Source organism: Pseudoduganella albidiflava (assembly GCF_004322755.1).
GTDB classification, from domain to species: Bacteria; Pseudomonadota; Gammaproteobacteria; order Burkholderiales; family Burkholderiaceae_D; genus Rugamonas; species Rugamonas albidiflava.
Window position 1 is genome coordinate 416,404 of record NZ_CP036401.1, and the last position, 17,712, is coordinate 434,115.

Below are 17,712 nucleotides of genomic sequence, written 5' to 3' on the forward strand. Positions count from 1 at the left end.
ATGGTGAGCACCGGCCTGGACGAAGCCATCGTGTGGACGTGGCTCGCGGAAGTCGCCGACCCGGAAATCCCCGTGATCTCCGTCGTCGACCTCGGCATCGTGCGCGCCGTCGGCGTCGACGGCGACAGCGTCACCGTCACGCTCACGCCCACGTATTCCGGCTGCCCGGCCACGCACGTGATCGAGGCCGCCGTGCGCGAGGCGCTGCAAGCCCACGGCGTCGACGATGTCCGCATCGTGACCCGGCTGTCGCCGGCCTGGACCACCGACTGGCTCAGCGAAGAGGGCAAGCGCAAGCTGCATGGCTACGGCATCGCCCCGCCGGCCCGGCAGGTGATCGACATTTCCGGCCTGCGCGGCGGTCTCGCCGCCGCGGTTTCGCGCAGTGCCCGCGCCGCGCCGGCGGTGGCGTGCCCGCACTGCGGTTCCACGCACACCGAACTCACCAGCCAGTTCGGCTCCACGCCCTGCAAGGCGCTGTACCGGTGCCGCGCCTGCCGCGAACCGTTCGATTACTTCAAGTGCCACTGACCGGGGTACCGGGGACAAGCCGAGATGAGCAACCGACATGAGCAACCGAGTGAACAACCGAGCGAGCAACTGAGATGAGCAAATTCCACCCGCTGACCGTCGCCCGCGTGCACCAGGAAACGCGCGACTGCATCGCCGTCACGTTTGCCGTGCCGCCCGAACTGGCCGGTGACTTCCGCTACCAGCAGGGCCAGCACCTGACCCTGCGCGCCAGGATCGGCGACGAAGACGTGCGCCGCTCCTACTCGATCTGTTCGGCCGTGCAGGACGGCGCGCTGCGCGTGGCCATCAAGCGCACGCCCGGCGGCATGTTTTCCTGCTGGGCCAACGAATCACTGAAACCGGGCGCCATCATCGACGTCATGCCGCCGATGGGCCACTTCAACGTGCCGCTGCGGGCCGACAGCGAGCGGCATTACCTCGCGTTCGCCGCCGGCAGCGGCATCACGCCGGTCCTGTCGATCCTCAAGACCACCCTGATGACGGAACCGCGCAGCCGTTTCACGCTGGTCTACGGCAACCGTTCGTCGTCGTCCGTGATCTTCAGGAACGAGCTGATGGAGCTGAAGGACCTGTACCTGGAGCGCCTGAACATCGTCTACGTGATGAGCCGCGAGCAGCAGGATATCGAACTGTTCAACGGCCGCATCACGAAGGAAAAGACCCAGCAGTTCCTGCGGCAGTGGATCGACATCGCCGACTACGACGCGGCCTTCCTGTGCGGCCCGGAAGACATGCTCCATGGCGTTTCCGAAGCGCTGCAGGAAGCGGGCATGCCGAAATCGGCCATCAAGATCGAACTGTTCGCCGCATCGATCCCGAAGCACCGGCACGTGCCGCGCGCCCAGCTGGACGCCCAGGCGGCCCAGCACCTGACCGAAGTCACCGTGATCCAGGACGGCAATGCCGCCACGTTCACGATGGAGAAGGACAAGGAATCGATCCTCGACGCCGGCCTGCGCGCCGGGCTGGAAATGCGCTATTCGTGCAAGGGCGGCGTCTGTTCCACCTGCCGCTGCAAGGTCGTCGACGGTAAGGTGGACATGGATGTCAACTATGCGCTGGAAGACTACGAGATCGCGCGCGGCTTCGTGCTGAGCTGCCAGAGCTTCCCGGCCACGGACCGGGTGGTGATCGATTTCGACCAGGCGGAATAACTCGAAGCACCCCAAAGGCAAATTCCGGGGTTGAAAAGGAGACTAGCAATGACTTACCAGAACATCCTGTTCGGCATCGAGGCCGGCGTCGCCACGCTGACCCTGAATCGCCCCGACAAACTGAACAGCTTTACCCAGGCGATGCACCTCGAGGTGCGCGATGCCTTCGACCGGATCCGCGCCGACAAGAGCGTGCGCGTGCTGGTGCTGACCGGCGCCGGCCGCGGCTTTTGCGCCGGGCAAGACCTGTCGGACCGCGCCGTGTCGCCCGGTGGCGAACCCGTCGACCTGGGCGAATCGGTGGAAAAATACTATGCGCCGCTGGTCATGGCGATCAAGGAGTTGCCGATGCCGGTGATCTGCGCCGTCAACGGCGTGGCGGCCGGTGCCGGCGCCAACCTGGCGCTGGCCTGCGACATCGTGCTGGCGGCGAAATCGGCCTCGTTCATCCAGTCGTTCTGCAAGCTGGGGCTGATTCCCGACACGGGCGGCACCTGGCACCTGCCGCGCCTGGTCGGGCCGGCGCGGGCCATGGGCCTGGCCATGCTGGGTGACAAGCTCAGTGCCGACCGTGCCGAAGAGTGGGGCCTGATCTGGAAGGCGCTGCCGGACGATGCGCTGATGGCCGAGGCGATCGCCATGGCCCAGCATTTCGCCTGCGCCCCCACCAAGGGCCTGGCGTTCACGAAACGGGCCATGCAGCTCAGCGCCTGCAACGGCCTGCACGCCCAGCTGAAGCTGGAAACCGACATGATGCGCGAGCTGGGCAACAGCCACGACTACCGCGAAGGCGTCGATGCCTTCGTGGCCAAGCGCACGCCGCACTTCACGGGGGAATGATGGCCGCGCTCACCACCGATTCCATCGTTGCCGTCATCGGCAGCGGCGCCATGGGCGCCGGCATCGCCCAGGTGGCCGCCGCCGCCGGGCACACCGTGAAGCTGTACGATGCCCGCCCCGAGGCCGTGAACCGGGCCATCGACGACATCGCCGGCACGTTCGGCAAGCTGGCCGCGAAAGGCAGGATGAGCGCCGCCGAAGCGGAAGCCGCGCGCGGCCGGCTGCAGGCGGCGAGCTCGCTGCGGGACCTGGCCGATGCCGCGCTCGTGATCGAGGCGATCGTCGAGCAGCTCGACGCCAAGCGCGCGCTGTTCGCCGAGCTGGAAGGCGTCGTTGCCGACGAGGCGATCCTGGCCACCAATACGTCGTCGATCTCGGTGACCGCGCTGGGCGCGCCGCTGCGCCGGCCGGAACGCCTGGTCGGCATGCATTTCTTCAATCCGGTGCCGCTGATGGCGCTGGTCGAAGTCGTCAGCGGCCTCGCCACCGACCGCGCGGTGGCGCAGGCGGTGCACGATACCGCCGCCGCATGGGGCAAGAGCCCGGTGCATGCGCGCTCCACGCCCGGCTTCATCGTCAACCGCGTGGCGCGGCCCTACTATGCCGAGGCATGGCGCCTGCTGAACGAAGGCGCCGCCGACACGGCCACGCTGGACGCGGTGATGCGCGAGGCGGGCGGCTTCCGCATGGGGCCTTTCGAACTGATGGACCTGATCGGCCACGACGTCAACTATGCCGTCACGAAGTCCGTCTTCGATGCCTACTTTGGCGACCCGCGCTTCACGCCTTCCGTGCTGCAGCGCGAAATGGTCGATGCCGGCTTCCTGGGCCGCAAGTCGGGCCGCGGCTTCTACCGCTATGGCGACAACGCCGTGCCGCCGCAGCCGAAAAGCGAGCCGCTTTGCCCGCGGCCGGAATACGTGGGCTACAGCCTGGAAGCCGGCGCCAGCAGCGAGCAGACGGCGCCGATGCTGGCGCGCTTCGAGGCGCATGGCCTGCATGTCACCCGCCGCACCTCCATGGAAGGGCACCAGCATGGCGAGGCGCCGGCCTTCCACTGCAACGGCGCGGCGATCTACCTGACGGATGGCCGCAGCGCCACCGCCCGGGCCCGCGCCAACCGGCATGACGACACGGTGGTCTTCGATCTCGTGCTGGATGCCGCCAATGCCCCTCGCATCGCCGTGGCGCGCGCTGACCAGTGCGGCGAGGCGGCCTACCAATCCGCCGTGGCGCTGTTCCAGGCCGCCGGCTTCGCCGTGACCCGGCTGGACGACGTGCCCGGGCTGGCCGTGATGCGCACCGTGGCGATGCTGGCCAACGAAGCGGCCGATACCGTCCACCAGGGCGTGTGCAGCGCGCGCGCCGTGGACATGGCGATGCAGAAGGGCGTCAACTACCCGCGCGGGCCGCTTGCCTGGGCGGACGCGGTGGGTGTCGGTCACATCGTCACGGTGCTCGACAACCTGGCCGCCACGTATGGGGAAGACCGCTACCGCGTGTCGCCGCTGCTGCGCCGCCGCCAGGCCGGCAGGAAGGCGATCCATGCCGAATGATTCGTCTTCCCTGCCAGCCGGGCTGGAGGCGCAGGCGCTGGCCGAAGCGGCCGGCGCGGCGATGTTCGACCGCGATCCCGCCAGCCAGGGCCTGGGCATGACGCTCGACGAGATCCGCCCCGGCTATGCACGCATGTCGATGCGCGTGCGCGCCGACATGCTGAACGGGCACCGCACCTGCCACGGCGGCTTCATCTTCGCCCTGGCGGACAGCGCGTTCGCCTTTGCCTGCAACAGCCATAACCACAACACCGTGGGGGCCGGCTGCACCATCGATTACCTGGCGCCGGGGCGCCACGATGACCTGCTCACCGCGGAAGCGGTCGAGCGGGCACTGGCCGGCAAGACCGGCATCTACGACGTCGACGTCGTCAACCAGGATGGCCGGCTGGTCGCCACGTTCCGGGGCAAGTCGCACCGGGTGGGCGGCACGGTCGTCTGAGTCCAAGCCACGAATTTCGGCATCAAACTGGAGGAGACAATGGTTCAATCTATTCCCGCGCCGGCGGACCTGGAGCCGATCGAGCGCGCCAGCCGCGACGAACTGCAGGCCCTGCAACTGGAGCGCCTGAAGAAAACCCTGCGGCATGCGTACGACAACGTGCCGCACTACCGTGCCGCCTTCGATGCGCATGGCGTGCATCCGGAAGAACTGCGTTCGCTGGCCGACCTGGCGAAGTTCCCGTTCACGGACAAGAAGACGCTGCGCGACAATTATCCGTTCGGCCTGTTCGCCGTGCCGCGCGAGAAAGTGGTGCGCATCCATGCGTCGAGCGGCACCACCGGCAAGGCGACCGTGGTCGGCTACACGCAGAACGATATCGATACGTGGGCCGATGTGGTGGCCCGCTCGATCCGCGCCGCCGGCGGGCGCGCCGGGGACATGGTGCACATCTCGTACGGCTACGGCCTGTTCACCGGCGGCCTGGGCGCGCACTACGGCGCCGAGCGTCTCGGCTGCACGGTGATTCCCATGTCCGGCGGGCAGACCGAAAAGCAGGTGCAGCTGATCCGCGACTTCGGGCCGTCGATCATCATGGTCACGCCGTCGTACATGCTGAACATCATCGAGGAATTCCAGAAGCAGGGCATCGATCCGGCGACCTCGTCGCTGAAAGTGGGCATCTTCGGCGCCGAACCGTGGACCGATGCGATGCGCCGCGAGATCGAGGCGCGCGCCGGCATCGATGCGGTGGACATCTACGGGCTGTCGGAAGTGATGGGGCCCGGCGTGGCCAGCGAATGCATCGAAAGCAAGGATGGCCCAGTCATCTGGGAAGACCATTTCTATCCGGAGATCATCGACCCGGAAACGGGCGAGGTGCTGCCGGACGGCGCCGAGGGCGAGCTGGTCTTCACGTCGCTCACCAAGGAAGCGATGCCGGTGATCCGCTACAGGACGAGAGACCTCACGCGGTTATTGCCGCCCACCTCGCGCGCCATGCGCCGGATGGGCAAGATCACCGGCCGGTCCGACGACATGCTGATCATCCGCGGCGTCAACGTCTTCCCCACGCAGATCGAGGAACTGATCCTGAAAATGCCGAAGCTGGCGCCGCAATACCAGCTGGTCGTCACGCGCGACGGGCACCTGGACAAGCTCGACGTCATCGCCGAGCTGCGCCCGGGAACGCCCGGCGCCGACGCCGAGGCACTCAGCCAGCAGTTGGCAAATGAGCTGGAACACTGCATCAAGACCCACGTCGGCGTTTCCACCCGCGTCAGCGTGGTGGCACCCGACGGCATCGAACGCACGCTGACCGGCAAGGCGCGCCGCGTGATCGACAAACGACCGAGGAACTGACCATGACGGATTTCGACCAACACCCGGCTTACATCATCGATGCGGTCCGCACGCCGTTCGGCCGCTTCGGCGGCGCGCTCGCCAGCGTGCGGGCCGACGACCTGGCCGCCATCCCCATCCGCGCGCTGATCGAGCGCAATCCCGGCGTGGACTGGCGCAGCGTCGACGACGTGCTGTTCGGCTGCGCCAACCAGGCCGGCGAGGACAACCGCAACGTGGGCCGCATGGCCGCGCTGCTGGCCGGCCTGCCGCCCGACGTGCCCGGCAACACCATCAACCGGCTGTGCGGTTCCAGCCTGGATGCCGTGGGCAGCGCGGCGCGGGCGATCCGGTCCGGCGAGGCGCACCTGGTCATCGCCGGCGGCGTGGAAAGCATGACGCGCGCGCCGTTCGTGATGGGCAAGGCCGACAGCGCGTTCTCGCGCACCGCGAAGATCGAGGATACGACGATCGGCTGGCGCTTCGTCAATCCGAAGATGAAGGAGCTGCACGGCATCGACAGCATGCCGGAAACGGCGGAAAACGTGGCGCAGGAATTCGGCGTGAACCGCGCCGACCAGGATGCGTTCGCGCTGCGCAGCCAGCAGCGCTGGGCCGCCGCCCATTCGGCCGGCGTGTTCGGCGCCGAGATCGTGCCGGTCACGCGGCACTCGAAGAAAGGCGAATCGACGGTGTTCGATACGGACGAGCATCCGCGGCCCGACACCACGCTGGACAAGCTGGCCAAGCTGAAGGGCGTGGTGCGGCCCGACGGCACTGTCACGGCCGGCAATGCGTCCGGCGTCAACGACGGTGCCGGCGCGCTGCTGCTGGCGTCGCGCGAGGCGGTCGAACAATATGGCCTGAAGCCGCGCGCGAAGGTGCTGGGCATGGCCGTGGCCGGCCTGGCGCCGCGCATCATGGGCTTCGGGCCGGCACCGGCATCGAAGAAGCTGCTGGCGCGGCTGGGCCTCACGATCGGGCAGATGGACGTCATCGAACTGAATGAAGCGTTCGCGGCGCAAGGCCTGGCCGTGACGCGCGACCTGGGCCTGGCCGACGATGCGCCGCACGTGAACCCGAACGGCGGCGCGATCGCCATCGGCCACCCGCTGGGCGCATCCGGCGCGCGGCTGGTCACCGCGGCCGTCAACCAGCTCGAACGCACCGGCGGCCGCTACGCGCTGTGCACCATGTGCATCGGGGTGGGGCAGGGCATCGCGCTGGTCATCGAACGGGTGTGAGCGGCCATGGTGAACAGCGTCGTGAAAGTCTATGAAATCAATGGCGTGCGGCCGGTGGTGCATCCGACGGCCTATGTGCACCCGAGCGCGGTGCTGGTCGGCGACGTGATCGTCGGCCCGCGCTGCTACGTCGGGCCGCTGGCATCGCTGCGCGGCGACTTCGGGCGGATCGTCCTGGAAGAAGGCTCGAACGTGCAGGATGGCTGCGTGATGCATGGCTTCGCCAACTGCGACACGGTGGTCGAAGCGGATGGCCATATCGGCCACGGCGCCGTGCTGCACGGCTGCCGGATCGGGCGCAATGCGCTGGTGGGCATGAACGCCGTCGTGATGGATAACGCGGTGGTCGGCAGCGAGAGCATCGTGGCGGCGATGAGCTTCGTGAAGGCCAACATGGCGATCCCGCCGCGCAGCATGGCGATGGGGATGCCGGCGCGGATCGTCCGCGAGGTCACGGATGAGGAAATCGCGTGGAAGAACATCGGTACCGCGCAATACCACGAGCTGGCGGTGCGTTCGCGCGACACCATGCGCGAGGTCGAGGCATTCACCGAGCCCGAACCGGACCGCCGGCGCATCGCATGGGAAAGTTCGGTACCGCTGCACGTACACAAGAAAACAAGCTGACAGGAGACGGACATGGGTACTTTGCAAAGCTTCATCGGCGGCCGCTGGCACGGCAGGGAAGCGCACCAGCCGCTGCACAGCGCGCTGAACAACAGCCTGATCTACCACACGCATGCCGAATCGATCGATTTCGGCGAAGTGCTGGACTATGGCCGCAAGACCGGCATCCCGGCGCTGATGGCGCTGGACTTCCAGCAGCGCGCGGCGCGCCTGAAGGCGCTGGCGCTGTACCTGATGGAACGCAAGGAGCAGCTGTACGAGATTTCGCGCTTCACCGGCGCCACGCGGCCGGACAGCTGGGTCGACGTGGAAGGCGGCATCGGCACGCTGTTCGCCTACGCCAGCATCGGCAGCCGCGAGCTGCCGTCGTCGAACGTGCTGCACGAAGGCCCGGCGATGGCGCTGGGCAAGCGCGGCGGCTTTTCGGGCACGCACATCCTGGTGCCGCGCGGCGGCGTCGCCGTGCACATCAACGCCTTCAATTTCCCCATCTGGGGCATGCTGGAGAAATTCGCGCCCAGCTTCCTGGCCGCGATGCCCTGCATCGGCAAGCCGGCCACCGCGACCAGCTACCTCACGGAAGCGCTGGTGCGGATGATGCATGAATCCGGCCTGCTGCCGGACGGCGCGCTGCAACTGGTAATCGGCAGTACCGGCGACCTGCTGGACCGGTTGACCGGCTTCGATGCCGTCACCTTCACCGGGTCGGCCGATACGGCGCAGAAGCTGCGCTCGAACCGCAACCTGATCGCGAACTCGGTACCGTTCACGGCGGAAGCCGATTCGCTCAATTGCGCGATCCTGGCGCCCGACGTGACGCCGGACGACCCGGAGTTCGACCTGTTCGTCAAGGAAGTGGCGCGCGAGATGACCGGCAAGGCGGGGCAGAAGTGCACGGCGATCCGGCGCATCATCGTGCCGCGCGCGCAGGCCGAGGCCGTGGCCGACCGGCTGCGCGACCGGCTGTCGAAAATCACCGTCGGCGACCCGTCGGTCGATGGCGTGCGCATGGGCGCGCTGGCATCGAAGGACCAGCAGCGCGACGTGGCTGCGCAGGTCGAGCGGCTGCTGGCCGGGAACGAGCTGCTGCACGGCGGCGAGCTGAAGCTCGTCGGCGATGGCGTGCACGATGGGGCATTCTTCGCGCCCACGCTGGTGATGTGCCGCAATGCGATGGACAACGACGCCGTGCACGACGTGGAGGCGTTCGGCCCGGTCAGCACCCTGATGACGTACGAGGGGATCGACGAGGCCCTGGCCCTGGCCGCGAAAGGCAAGGGCAGCCTGGTGTCCACGCTGGTGACGAAGGATCCGAAGATCGCCGCCCATGCGGTGCCGGTGGCGGCTTCGCACCATGGCCGCGTGCTGGTGCTGGAACGCGAGGCGTCGGTCGATTCGACCGGCCACGGCTCGCCGCTGCCGCAACTGAAGCACGGCGGCCCGGGGCGCGCCGGCGGCGGCGAGGAGCTGGGCGGCATCCGCGCCGTCAAGCATTTCCTGCAGCGCACGGCCGTGCAGGGCTCGCCGACGATGCTGTCGGCCATCACCGGGGAATACGTGCGCGGTGGCGCGGTGCGCGAATCCGAGGTGCATCCATTCCGCCGGCATTTCGAGGACCTGCAGGTGGGCGACTCGCTGCTGACGCACCGCCGCACCGTCAGCGAGGCCGACATCGTCAATTTCGGTGGCGTCTCGGGCGACTACTTCTACATGCACTTCGACGACATCGCCGCGAAGGAGACCCAGTTCGGCAAGCGCATCGCCCACGGCTACTTCGTGCTGTCGGCGGCGGCCGGGCTGTTCGTCTCGCCGGCGCCCGGCCCGGTGCTGGCCAACTATGGCCTCGACAACCTGCGCTTCATCACGCCGGTTGCCATCGGCGACACGATCCGCGCACGGCTCACCTGCAAGCGCAAGGTGGACCGGAACCGCACCGACGACAAGGGCGTGGGGCAGGGCGTGGTGGCGTGGGACGTGCAGGTGACCAACCAGCACGACGAGCTGGTGGCCAGTTACGACATCCTGACGCTGGTATCGAAGAAGGCGTGACCAACCGGTCACTGCCCCTGTAGGCCGGACGGATCGTCGAAGGGATCGTCGAAGGGGTTGTCAAAGGGGTTGTCAATCGAGCGGGCCGGCCGGGTAAACCAGCGCGGCCCGTTTTCCGTCATGTAGAAGTGGTCTTCGTGGCGAATGCCGAATTCGCCCGGCACGCAGATCATCGGTTCGTTCGAGAAGCACATGCCCACGTCCAGCGGGGTCTTGTCTCCGCCCACCAGGTAGGGCCATTCATGGATATCCAGGCCGATGCCGTGGCCCGTGCGGTGCGGCAGGCCGGGCAGGGCGTAGCCGGGGCCGAAGCCGGCCGCTGCCAGCGAGCGGCGCGCCGCCGCATCGACTTCCTCGCACGGCACGCCCAGCTGCGCCGCATCGAACGCCGCCTGCTGCGCCGCCTTTTCCGCATTCCACACGGCCCGCTGCCGCTCGCTCGGCGTGCCGAACACGTAGGTGCGCGTGATGTCGGAAATATAGTCGTGCAGCTTGCAGCCGGTATCGATCAGCACCGTGTCGCCGTCCTTCAGCGTCTGCACGTACGACACGCCGTGCGGGAAGGCCGTGGCTTCGCCGAACAGCACGATGACGAAATACGAGCCGGCCGGCGCGCCCACCTTGCGGTGCGCGCGGTCGATGAAGTCGGCCACTTCCCTGGTCGTGATGCCTTCGCGCAGGATGCTGGCGGTGGCCACGTGCACGGCCAGCGTCATGTCCTTGGCGCGCTGCATCAGCGCGATCTCGGCCGGCGACTTGCGGGTGCGGCAGTGGGCTGTCACGGTCTTGGCGTTTTCCAGCGTGTAGTCGGGCGCCTGCTGGCGGATGCCGTCCGACGTGAAGAAGGGCGTGCTTTCATCGATGCCGACGCGGACGCCTGGCTCGATGCCCAGCGCCCGCAGGGTATCGACGAACAGGGTGCACGGGTTTTCATGCTCGTGCCATGTGTGGATCGGTCCATCGGCCACCATGAAGTCCCGCAGCGTGGCTTCCTCGAAGGCCGGCGCCAGGTAGGCCAGCTCGCCCTCCGCCGGCAGGATCGCCCCCACCATCCGCTCGCTCGGGTGCCACTTCATGCCGGTGAAGTACAGCAGGTTCGTGCCCGCGTTCAGCCAAAGCGCGGCGATGCCCTGCGCGCGCATGAACGCCTGCGCCCTGGCGATGCGCGCCACGTGTTCCTCGCGCCCGATGGGCACCGCCCCCGCTGTCATGTCCGACAGCGTCGCCAATGCCCGCTCGATGGTGTTTCCGCCGATGCCCATGCTTGCTCCCTTGATTCGAAGCGAGATGATAGCAGTGCTATGCCGAAACATTTCCTAAAACCGGGGTCAGACCCCGATTCTAGGAAATATTTCCGGAATTTGGGGTCAGACCCCGGTTCCTGGAAATATTTCCGGAAAAGGGGGACTGGGAGGAGTGCAGGCTTGCAAGCCTGCACCGTTTCGCAGGCGCGGAGCATGCTCCGCGAAACCCCTGCTACACCCCCCGACTTGATGGCAGTTTCAGGAAACAATTACTGGGTTGCCACACTGACCTTGTCGACCACGAACGAGGTTTGCAGCGAGCTGTCCTCGGTTGCCGCGAACGACAGCCGCACCGTCTGGCCCTTGTAGGCGGCAAGGCTGAAGGTGCGCACCTGGTAGCCGGCGGCGGCGTTGGCGTTCGAGTAGGTGGCCAAGGTGCCGAGCGTGGTGCCGGACGTGTTCTTCACCGTGACGGCCAGCCGGTCGTAGACGGTGGAGCCCGATTCGGCCGTGTCGATGTGCAGCGCGAACGTCAGCGAGGCGGCGGTGGCGGTCGCCGGGATCGAGATATCCTGCGTCAGCGTTTCGGTCGACGTCCGGCCGTTGCCGCCCAGCCAGGCGTAGCGGCTGCCTTCGTACGCCGTCTGCCCGGAGAAGGTGCCGATGGCGCCGGTGCTGCCGGCCCAGCCGGTGGCGCCCGATTCGAAGCCGCCGTTGGTCACCCGTTCGCTGCCCGTGCCGCCGCCACCGGTGCCGCTGACGGTCAGCGTGGCATTGCCCGACGTGACAGTGGCCGGCGTGGAAGCCGAATCGGTCACGGTGGCCTTGAACACGGCGCCATTGTCGGTGGCCTGCGCGGTGAACGAATACGTGGCTGCCGTGGCACCGCTGACCAGTGCATTGTTGCGGTACCAGCGGTAGCTGTACGGCGCGGTGCCGCCACTTGCCGCGACGGTGAAGCGCGCGGTGCCGCCGGCGGAGACGGTCATGCCGGCCGGCTGCGTGGCGATCGCCAGCACCGTGCCGGCGCCGCCGCTTTCGGCCACGTCCGTGCCGACGTTGATCGCCGCATAGGCGCGCTTCACGGCAATGGCTTCGCGGCTGCCGGTGCCATACAGTTCCTCGGCCGAGGCGATCATCTTGGCGCGCGCATCGGCGTAGTTGGACGATGACGTGAGCTTCGTCGTATTCGCCTTGAACCAGATGCGGAAGGCCTTGTCGTTGCCGATGCCCGTCATCGCCAGCGGCTGCTGCGTCAGGTAGGCGCTGTAGTACTCGCTGCTGCTGGTGGCGTTGGAACCCTGCGACAGGAAGTAGAACATGCGGTTGTTCGGCCCGGAGCTGTAGTGCACGTTCAGGTTCTTCAGGGACGACGTCCACGCGTTCGGGCTGCTGCCATCCTTGCTCGGCTTGTACAGGTAGCGCAGCGGCTGGCCGGAGCGGCTGATCTCGCGGCCCATCACCCAATCGTTGCCGGTGGCGGGGATCACGCTGCCGGTGCCGCCGGCGCGGGCATAGGCTTCCGTCATCTCGCCACCGATGTCGGACGACGATTCGTTCAGGCCGCCCGATTCGCCCGAGTAGATCAGGTTCGACGTGGCGTCCGTCACGCCATGGTGCATCTCGTGGCCGATGACGTCGATCGAGCCCAGGTTGTAGAACGTGCTGCCGCCATCGCCGATGTACATGCACTTGCATCCCGGCTCGAAGAAGGCGTTGTCGTACTGGTTGTCGACGTGGACGGCGATGTAGGTCGACGTGTCGTTGCCATCCAGGCTTTGCCAGCCCAGCACGTTCTTCATCGCGTCGTAGGTGTTCATCAGGCCCCACAGCGCATTCACGGCCGCGGTCTGCCCGTTGGCATTCGTCGTGCTGCCGCCGTTGATGTACTGCTGGCCGTCGCCCCACGTATTGGTGGTGTTGGTGTAGATGCTGCCCGGGTTCGGATTCGTTTCCGGGCTGTGGTTCGCATTCGTGATCGCCATGCCGCCGTAACGGCCGCCGGTGCCGCGCGAACCGTCGAGCATCTGGTACGTGCTGCCCGACAGCGTGGTATTGATCGGCACCGTGCCGTTGTACTGGCTCTTGCCGGTGCCGGCCACCGTTTGCAGCGCATCCCATTCGGCGATCAGCTCACCCGTGTGCGCGTCGACGATGCTGTCGCGGTATACCAGCTTCTTGTTGACGGCCATGCGCGTCTGCACCAGGTAGGCCAGCGCATAGCGCTCGACCACTTCTTCCACGTCCAGCGCGTTCAGTGCCGCCTCGGATTTCTTTTCCGCGCCCGGCACGCGCACGGTCTTCATCACCGGGTAGATCAGCAGTTCCGCTTCGGGCTTCCAGCGGTGCTTGCCGACCGGCGCGACGCGGCGTACCACGCTGGCGATGGCGTCTTCCTTCGAGATCGCCGGCGTCACGTCCGGTGCCGGCTGCGCACTGGCGGCCGTGGCACGCGAACCGTCGAGGCCTTCGCGGCGGCTGGAGGCCGATTCGCTGACGATCTCGCCATCGTCGTCCGTCACCACCACCGATTCCGAACCGAATACCCGCAGGCCCTTCCAGGTATGCTGCGCGCGCACGATGCGCGTGCCTTGCGTGCCGGGATGCTGGCGGCCCACCTTGAAGCCATGGTCTTCATCGAGGCCCGCGGCGGCACGGCGCGACGCCAGCCGGTTTTCCAGGCCGGCCCTGGCGGCGGCAGTCATTTCCTGGGCCGGCGCGGCCATCAGGCTGTCGGGCAGGATGCCGCGCGATTGCGCCGCGGCGCCGCCGAAGGGAAGGATGGCGATTGCGGCCGCCAGGATGCTCAAGCGAAGGTTCATTTCTTCTCCAATGTGAGTGACAGGCCCGCTGTGACCGCGGGTGAACGCGACACTATGCAACCGGCACATCGCATGTCAAAAATCTTCCGAAATGAGTCGCTGAGCTCCCGTTTGTTAAGAATGGGACATTCTTTCAGGCACGAACGTACGTGCCGCGGCGCACGATTGGCGCCCTTGTCGGCGCCATGCAACGGTCGCGAATTGTGGCGTGCTTTTTCACGCCTGCGCAACAATTCGATTTACACTACGACAGCCCGGCAAGCCACGCATGCCTGCCGGGCCAACGATAACAGCGCACCGGGAAGGTACACATCATCAGTAAGCGCTGAGCACATTCAGGGACGCACAACCATGACCATGCCATCACACCGCCGCTTCACCCTGGCTCCTCGCCGCCCGCCTCCGCCACCCGCTTAGGCCTTCGCCGCTTCCTTTCACTTTCCGCGCGTTCGTGCGATCCGCCATGCCCGGCGGTGGCACCGCGCATGCCATTTCAAGGAGCGCCCTCGCGGGTGTGGAGCCATGCTGTCCATCGCTACCAGAGTAGAACGCATCGTCATGGAGTCGCCCTTCCTCAGCGAGGGCTTGCGCCGTGGCCTCATCAACCTGTCGGAACTGGCGCGCCAGCTGCAGCCGCAGCTCGAGAGCGACCTGTGGAAACCTGTCGGCCAGGCGGCCGTGGTGATGGCGCTGCGGCGCCTGGCCGAGCGCCTGCCGGGGCAGGGCTGCGATGATACCCGGGAAATCCTGCTGGCCCGGCGCACCGGGCAACTGACCGCGCGCACCGACCTCGTCGAACTGACGTGGCGCGAATCGCCGCGCATCGACCACTGCCACCGCGAACTGCTGGCGCAGGCCGGCCGCCGCGGCGACATGTTCCTGACCGCCACGCGCGGCGTCAACGAAGCGATGGTGATCTGCAGCCGCCCGCTGATCCCGCTGGTGGAGGCCGTGTTCGACGGCGAATGCCTGCTGGCGCGGCTGGAAAACCTCGACGCCGTCACGCTGCAGCTGACGGCCGACTCGCACCGTACCCCCGGCATCTACCACGCGATCCTGAAGAAGCTGGCATGGGACAAGGTCAACCTCGTCAACCTGATTTCCACGCACACGGAGCTGACGCTGATCCTCGAGCGGCAGCACACCGGCGCCGCATTCGCCGTGCTGGCCAGCCTCGTGCAGCACTAGGAAGTTGCATCAAAAACGGTGACAGGCGCGAATGCCGTCAAGTCAAGGCGACGTGATGACTTGAGTTGGCGTCAGCGTGCCTGGTGTCGGACATTTTTCCGGGCGCTTCATCCGGAAATGTGTCGGACACCGGTTTGCTGCTCAGGAAATCGGCAACATCATGCGAAAACAAATGGTGACTGTTACCGTTTTTCTGTCATGGCTTCCTGGCAATGCCACAAGCGCATACATCTAACCCAAGGTCGAGCTGCCGGGGTCAGACCCGCCGGGTCTGACCCCGGAATTTGCACTTGGGGTGGGTATATCTAAGCGGCATCCAGTCACAGTCACCATTTCCAGGAAATGTTGCAAAACAAATGGTGACTGTCACCGTTTTTCCGCCAGCGGCACGCTATTTCTTCGCCGGCTCGTCCGTCGAGAAGTTCAGCTGCGGCGCTTCGCCTTCCGCCGGCTCCTCCGCCGGGGAGCCGTAGTCGGCTGGGGCGTCGATCTTCAGCTCGACTTCCTCGGTCATGTCGGTACGGGTTTCCACGGACACCAGTTTCGGGAAGGCGATGATCAGCGCCACCATCAATACCTGGATGCACACGAAGGGAATGGCGCCCCAGTAGATGTCGGACGTCTTCACCGCCTTCGGCGCCACCGAGCGCAGGTAGAACAGCGCGAAGCCGAACGGCGGGTGCATGAACGAGGTCTGCATGTTCACGCCCAGCAGCACGCCGAACCAGATCAGGTCGATGCCCAGCTTTTCCGCCACCGGGCCAACCAGCGGCACGAGGATGAAGGCCAGTTCGAAGAAATCGAGGAAGAACGCCAGCACGAAGAACAGGATGTTCACGGCGATCAGGAAGCCGGTCGAGCCGCCGGGCAGGCTGGTCAGCAGGTGTTCGACCCACAGGTCGCCGTTCACGCCGCGGAACACGAGCGCGAACACGGTGGAGCCGATCAGGATGAAGATCACGAAGCACGACAGCCGCGTGGTCGACATCATCGCCTGCTTCAGCAGCGACCAGGTCAGGCGCCGGTTCATCAGCGCCAGCACGAGGGCGCCCACGGCGCCCATGCCGCCGCCCTCGGTCGGCGTGGCCAGGCCGATGAAGATGGTGCCCAGCACGAGGAAGATCAGCGCCAGCGGCGGGATCAGCACGAACACCACCTTCTCGGCCATGCGCGACAGCAGGCCCAGTTTCAGGTAGCGGTTGGCCAGCGCGAACAGGAATGCGCCGACGATGCCCAGCGCGGCGGCGAAGATGCCCACTTCGTCGCGGTGGGCATCCGGGTGGCGCAGATCGTACCAGTAAGCGAAGGCGTACGAAACCGCCACCGTCGTCACCAGCAGCACCAGCAGCGAACGCACGCCCGAATCGCCGTTCGGTTCGCGCAGGTTGCGGGCTTCCAGCGGCAGGGCCGGCGCCTTGTGCGGCTGGAAGATCGCGATCGCGGCCACATAGCCGGCATACATCGCCGTCAGCAGCAGGCCGGGGATGAACGCGGCCTTGTACATGTCGCCCACCGAGCGGCCCAGCTGGTCGGCCATCACGATCAGCACCAGCGATGGCGGGATGATCTGCGCCAGCGTGCCGGAAGCGGCGATCACGCCCGAGGCCAGCCGCTTGTCGTAACCATAGCGCAGCATCACGGGCAGCGAGATCAGCCCCATCGAGATCACCGAGGCGGCGACCACGCCGGTGGTGGCGGCCAGCAGCGCGCCGACGAAGATCACCGCGAAGGCGACGCCGCCGCGGATCGGGCCGAACAGCTGGCCGATCGTGTCGAGCAGGTCCTCGGCCATGCCGGAGCGTTCCAGGATCAGGCCCATCAGCGTGAAGAAGGGGATGGCCAGCAGCGTGTCGTTGGCCATGATGCCGAAGATCCGGTTCGGCAGGGCCTGCAGCAGTTCCGGTTTCAGCAGGCCCAGCTCGATGCCCACGAAACCGAAGAACAGGCCGTTGGCGGCGAGCGCGAAGGCCACCGGGAAACCGCACAGCAGGAACAGCACGAGGGTGCCGAACATGATCGGCGCGATATTGGCGATGATGAATGCTTCCATGTCCCGTGCTTCCTCAGTCGATCCGGTTGGCTTGCTTGATGGCGTCGATTTCCTGCTGCGGCGTCGGCGCCTGCTTCACGAAGGCGCGCTCGTCGAGCCGCCCGAGCAGGTACTCGATGCGCTTGATGATTTCGGACACTCCCTGCAGGATCATCAGCGCGAAGCCGACCGGTACGAGGATCTTGGCCGGCCACACGATCAGGCCGCCGGAATTGCTGGACATCTCGGCGCTGCGCACCGATTCATAGGCGAACGGAATCCCGTAGTACAGGATCACGCAGCAGATGGGCAGGAGGAAGAGGAAGAAGCCGAACAGGTCGATCCAGACCTGGGTGCGGCGGGAAAAGCGGCCGACGACCACGTCGATGCGGACATGCTCGTCGCGCCGCAGCGTGTGCGGCGCGGCCAGCATGAAGACCGCGGCAAACAGGTACCACTGGATCTCCAGCCAAGCATTGGAACTGGCATTGAACGTATAGCGGATCAGCGCGTTGGCCGCGCAGACCAGCACCGCGGCAAGCAGGGCCCATGACACCGCCGCCGCGATCCTGTCGTTCAGTTCATCGATTGCCCGGGATATTGCCATCAACATCGTTGTCTCCTTTGCTTTTATTAGCGGGC

Annotated in this window: 14 protein-coding genes; 10 read left to right on the top strand and 4 right to left on the bottom strand. The window is 66.6% G+C overall.

The window, feature by feature from the left end:
• From paaD to paaZ, 9 genes are all read left to right on the top strand, one after another.
• Positions 1 to 531, top strand: a complete 531-nt coding sequence (paaD, locus tag EYF70_RS01805; RefSeq protein WP_131143867.1) for a 1,2-phenylacetyl-CoA epoxidase subunit PaaD — start codon at positions 1 to 3, stop codon at positions 529 to 531.
• Between the two features lie 74 nt (positions 532 to 605).
• Entirely contained in the window at positions 606 to 1,688 is a 1,083-nt protein-coding gene (gene paaE, locus EYF70_RS01810) for a 1,2-phenylacetyl-CoA epoxidase subunit PaaE (protein ID WP_131143868.1), read from the top strand.
• A gap of 48 nt (positions 1,689 to 1,736) precedes the next feature.
• Entirely contained in the window at positions 1,737 to 2,528 is a 792-nt protein-coding gene (gene paaG, locus EYF70_RS01815; RefSeq protein ID WP_131143869.1) for a 2-(1,2-epoxy-1,2-dihydrophenyl)acetyl-CoA isomerase PaaG, read from the top strand.
• The gene (gene paaH, locus EYF70_RS01820; protein WP_131148838.1) at positions 2,528 to 4,084 is read left to right on the top strand and encodes a 3-hydroxyacyl-CoA dehydrogenase PaaH; all 1,557 of its coding nucleotides are present in this window, start codon (positions 2,528 to 2,530) and stop codon (positions 4,082 to 4,084) included. The genes paaG and paaH overlap by 1 nt, the downstream gene beginning before the upstream one ends.
• On the top strand, positions 4,074 to 4,526 hold the full coding sequence (gene paaI / locus EYF70_RS01825) for a hydroxyphenylacetyl-CoA thioesterase PaaI (protein ID WP_131143870.1): 453 nt from the start codon (positions 4,074 to 4,076) through the stop codon (positions 4,524 to 4,526). The genes paaH and paaI overlap by 11 nt, the downstream gene beginning before the upstream one ends.
• A 39-nt stretch (positions 4,527 to 4,565) precedes the next feature.
• Entirely contained in the window at positions 4,566 to 5,888 is a 1,323-nt protein-coding gene (gene paaK, locus EYF70_RS01830; protein WP_131143871.1) for a phenylacetate--CoA ligase PaaK, read from the top strand.
• A 2-nt stretch (positions 5,889 to 5,890) separates the two neighbouring features.
• Entirely contained in the window at positions 5,891 to 7,111 is a 1,221-nt protein-coding gene (gene pcaF, locus EYF70_RS01835; RefSeq protein WP_131143872.1) for a 3-oxoadipyl-CoA thiolase, read from the top strand.
• 6 nt (positions 7,112 to 7,117) lie between these two features.
• Positions 7,118 to 7,738, top strand: coding sequence for a phenylacetic acid degradation protein PaaY (locus EYF70_RS01840; RefSeq protein WP_131143873.1), 621 nt, complete (start codon positions 7,118 to 7,120; stop codon positions 7,736 to 7,738).
• Between the two features lie 12 nt (positions 7,739 to 7,750).
• Entirely contained in the window at positions 7,751 to 9,787 is a 2,037-nt protein-coding gene (gene paaZ / locus EYF70_RS01845) for a phenylacetic acid degradation bifunctional protein PaaZ (RefSeq protein ID WP_131143874.1), read from the top strand.
• Positions 9,788 to 9,795: 8 nt separating this feature from the next.
• Here the strand turns inward: paaZ and EYF70_RS01850 are convergent, their stop codons facing one another.
• Both EYF70_RS01850 and EYF70_RS01855 read right to left on the bottom strand, forming a co-directional pair.
• Positions 9,796 to 11,049 carry a M24 family metallopeptidase gene (locus tag EYF70_RS01850; protein ID WP_131143875.1) on the bottom strand — a complete coding sequence of 418 codons (1,254 nt, stop codon included), beginning with the start codon at positions 11,047 to 11,049 and terminating at the stop codon, positions 9,796 to 9,798.
• A 251-nt stretch (positions 11,050 to 11,300) separates the two neighbouring features.
• Positions 11,301 to 13,853, bottom strand: a complete 2,553-nt coding sequence (locus tag EYF70_RS01855) for a M4 family metallopeptidase (protein WP_131143876.1) — start codon at positions 13,851 to 13,853, stop codon at positions 11,301 to 11,303.
• A 522-nt stretch (positions 13,854 to 14,375) separates the two neighbouring features.
• Between EYF70_RS01855 and EYF70_RS01860 the strand changes: the two genes are divergently transcribed.
• Positions 14,376 to 15,041 (top strand): hypothetical protein, encoded by a 666-nt coding sequence (locus tag EYF70_RS01860; RefSeq protein ID WP_131143877.1) that lies wholly within the window; start codon positions 14,376 to 14,378, stop codon positions 15,039 to 15,041.
• 391 nt (positions 15,042 to 15,432) lie between these two features.
• Here the strand turns inward: EYF70_RS01860 and EYF70_RS01865 are convergent, their stop codons facing one another.
• The gene (locus EYF70_RS01865) at positions 15,433 to 17,091 is read right to left on the bottom strand and encodes a TRAP transporter large permease (RefSeq protein WP_131143878.1); all 1,659 of its coding nucleotides are present in this window, start codon (positions 17,089 to 17,091) and stop codon (positions 15,433 to 15,435) included.
• A gap of 13 nt (positions 17,092 to 17,104) precedes the next feature.
• Entirely contained in the window at positions 17,105 to 17,677 is a 573-nt protein-coding gene (locus tag EYF70_RS01870; RefSeq protein ID WP_131148839.1) for a TRAP transporter small permease subunit, read from the bottom strand.
• Positions 17,678 to 17,712 lie beyond the last annotated feature (35 nt).

Coding starts and splice junctions, on each gene's coding strand:
- paaD (WP_131143867.1), top strand. CDS start 1: ATGGTGAGCACCGGCCTGGACGAAGCCATCGTGTGGACGTGGCTCGCG.
- paaE (WP_131143868.1), top strand. CDS start 606: ATGAGCAAATTCCACCCGCTGACCGTCGCCCGCGTGCACCAGGAAACG.
- paaG (WP_131143869.1), top strand. CDS start 1,737: ATGACTTACCAGAACATCCTGTTCGGCATCGAGGCCGGCGTCGCCACG.
- paaH (WP_131148838.1), top strand. CDS start 2,528: ATGGCCGCGCTCACCACCGATTCCATCGTTGCCGTCATCGGCAGCGGC.
- paaI (WP_131143870.1), top strand. CDS start 4,074: ATGCCGAATGATTCGTCTTCCCTGCCAGCCGGGCTGGAGGCGCAGGCG.
- paaK (WP_131143871.1), top strand. CDS start 4,566: ATGGTTCAATCTATTCCCGCGCCGGCGGACCTGGAGCCGATCGAGCGC.
- pcaF (WP_131143872.1), top strand. CDS start 5,891: ATGACGGATTTCGACCAACACCCGGCTTACATCATCGATGCGGTCCGC.
- EYF70_RS01840 (WP_131143873.1), top strand. CDS start 7,118: ATGGTGAACAGCGTCGTGAAAGTCTATGAAATCAATGGCGTGCGGCCG.
- paaZ (WP_131143874.1), top strand. CDS start 7,751: ATGGGTACTTTGCAAAGCTTCATCGGCGGCCGCTGGCACGGCAGGGAA.
- EYF70_RS01850 (WP_131143875.1), bottom strand. CDS start 11,049: ATGGGCATCGGCGGAAACACCATCGAGCGGGCATTGGCGACGCTGTCG.
- EYF70_RS01855 (WP_131143876.1), bottom strand. CDS start 13,853: ATGAACCTTCGCTTGAGCATCCTGGCGGCCGCAATCGCCATCCTTCCC.
- EYF70_RS01860 (WP_131143877.1), top strand. CDS start 14,376: ATGCTGTCCATCGCTACCAGAGTAGAACGCATCGTCATGGAGTCGCCC.
- EYF70_RS01865 (WP_131143878.1), bottom strand. CDS start 17,091: ATGGAAGCATTCATCATCGCCAATATCGCGCCGATCATGTTCGGCACC.
- EYF70_RS01870 (WP_131148839.1), bottom strand. CDS start 17,677: ATGGCAATATCCCGGGCAATCGATGAACTGAACGACAGGATCGCGGCG.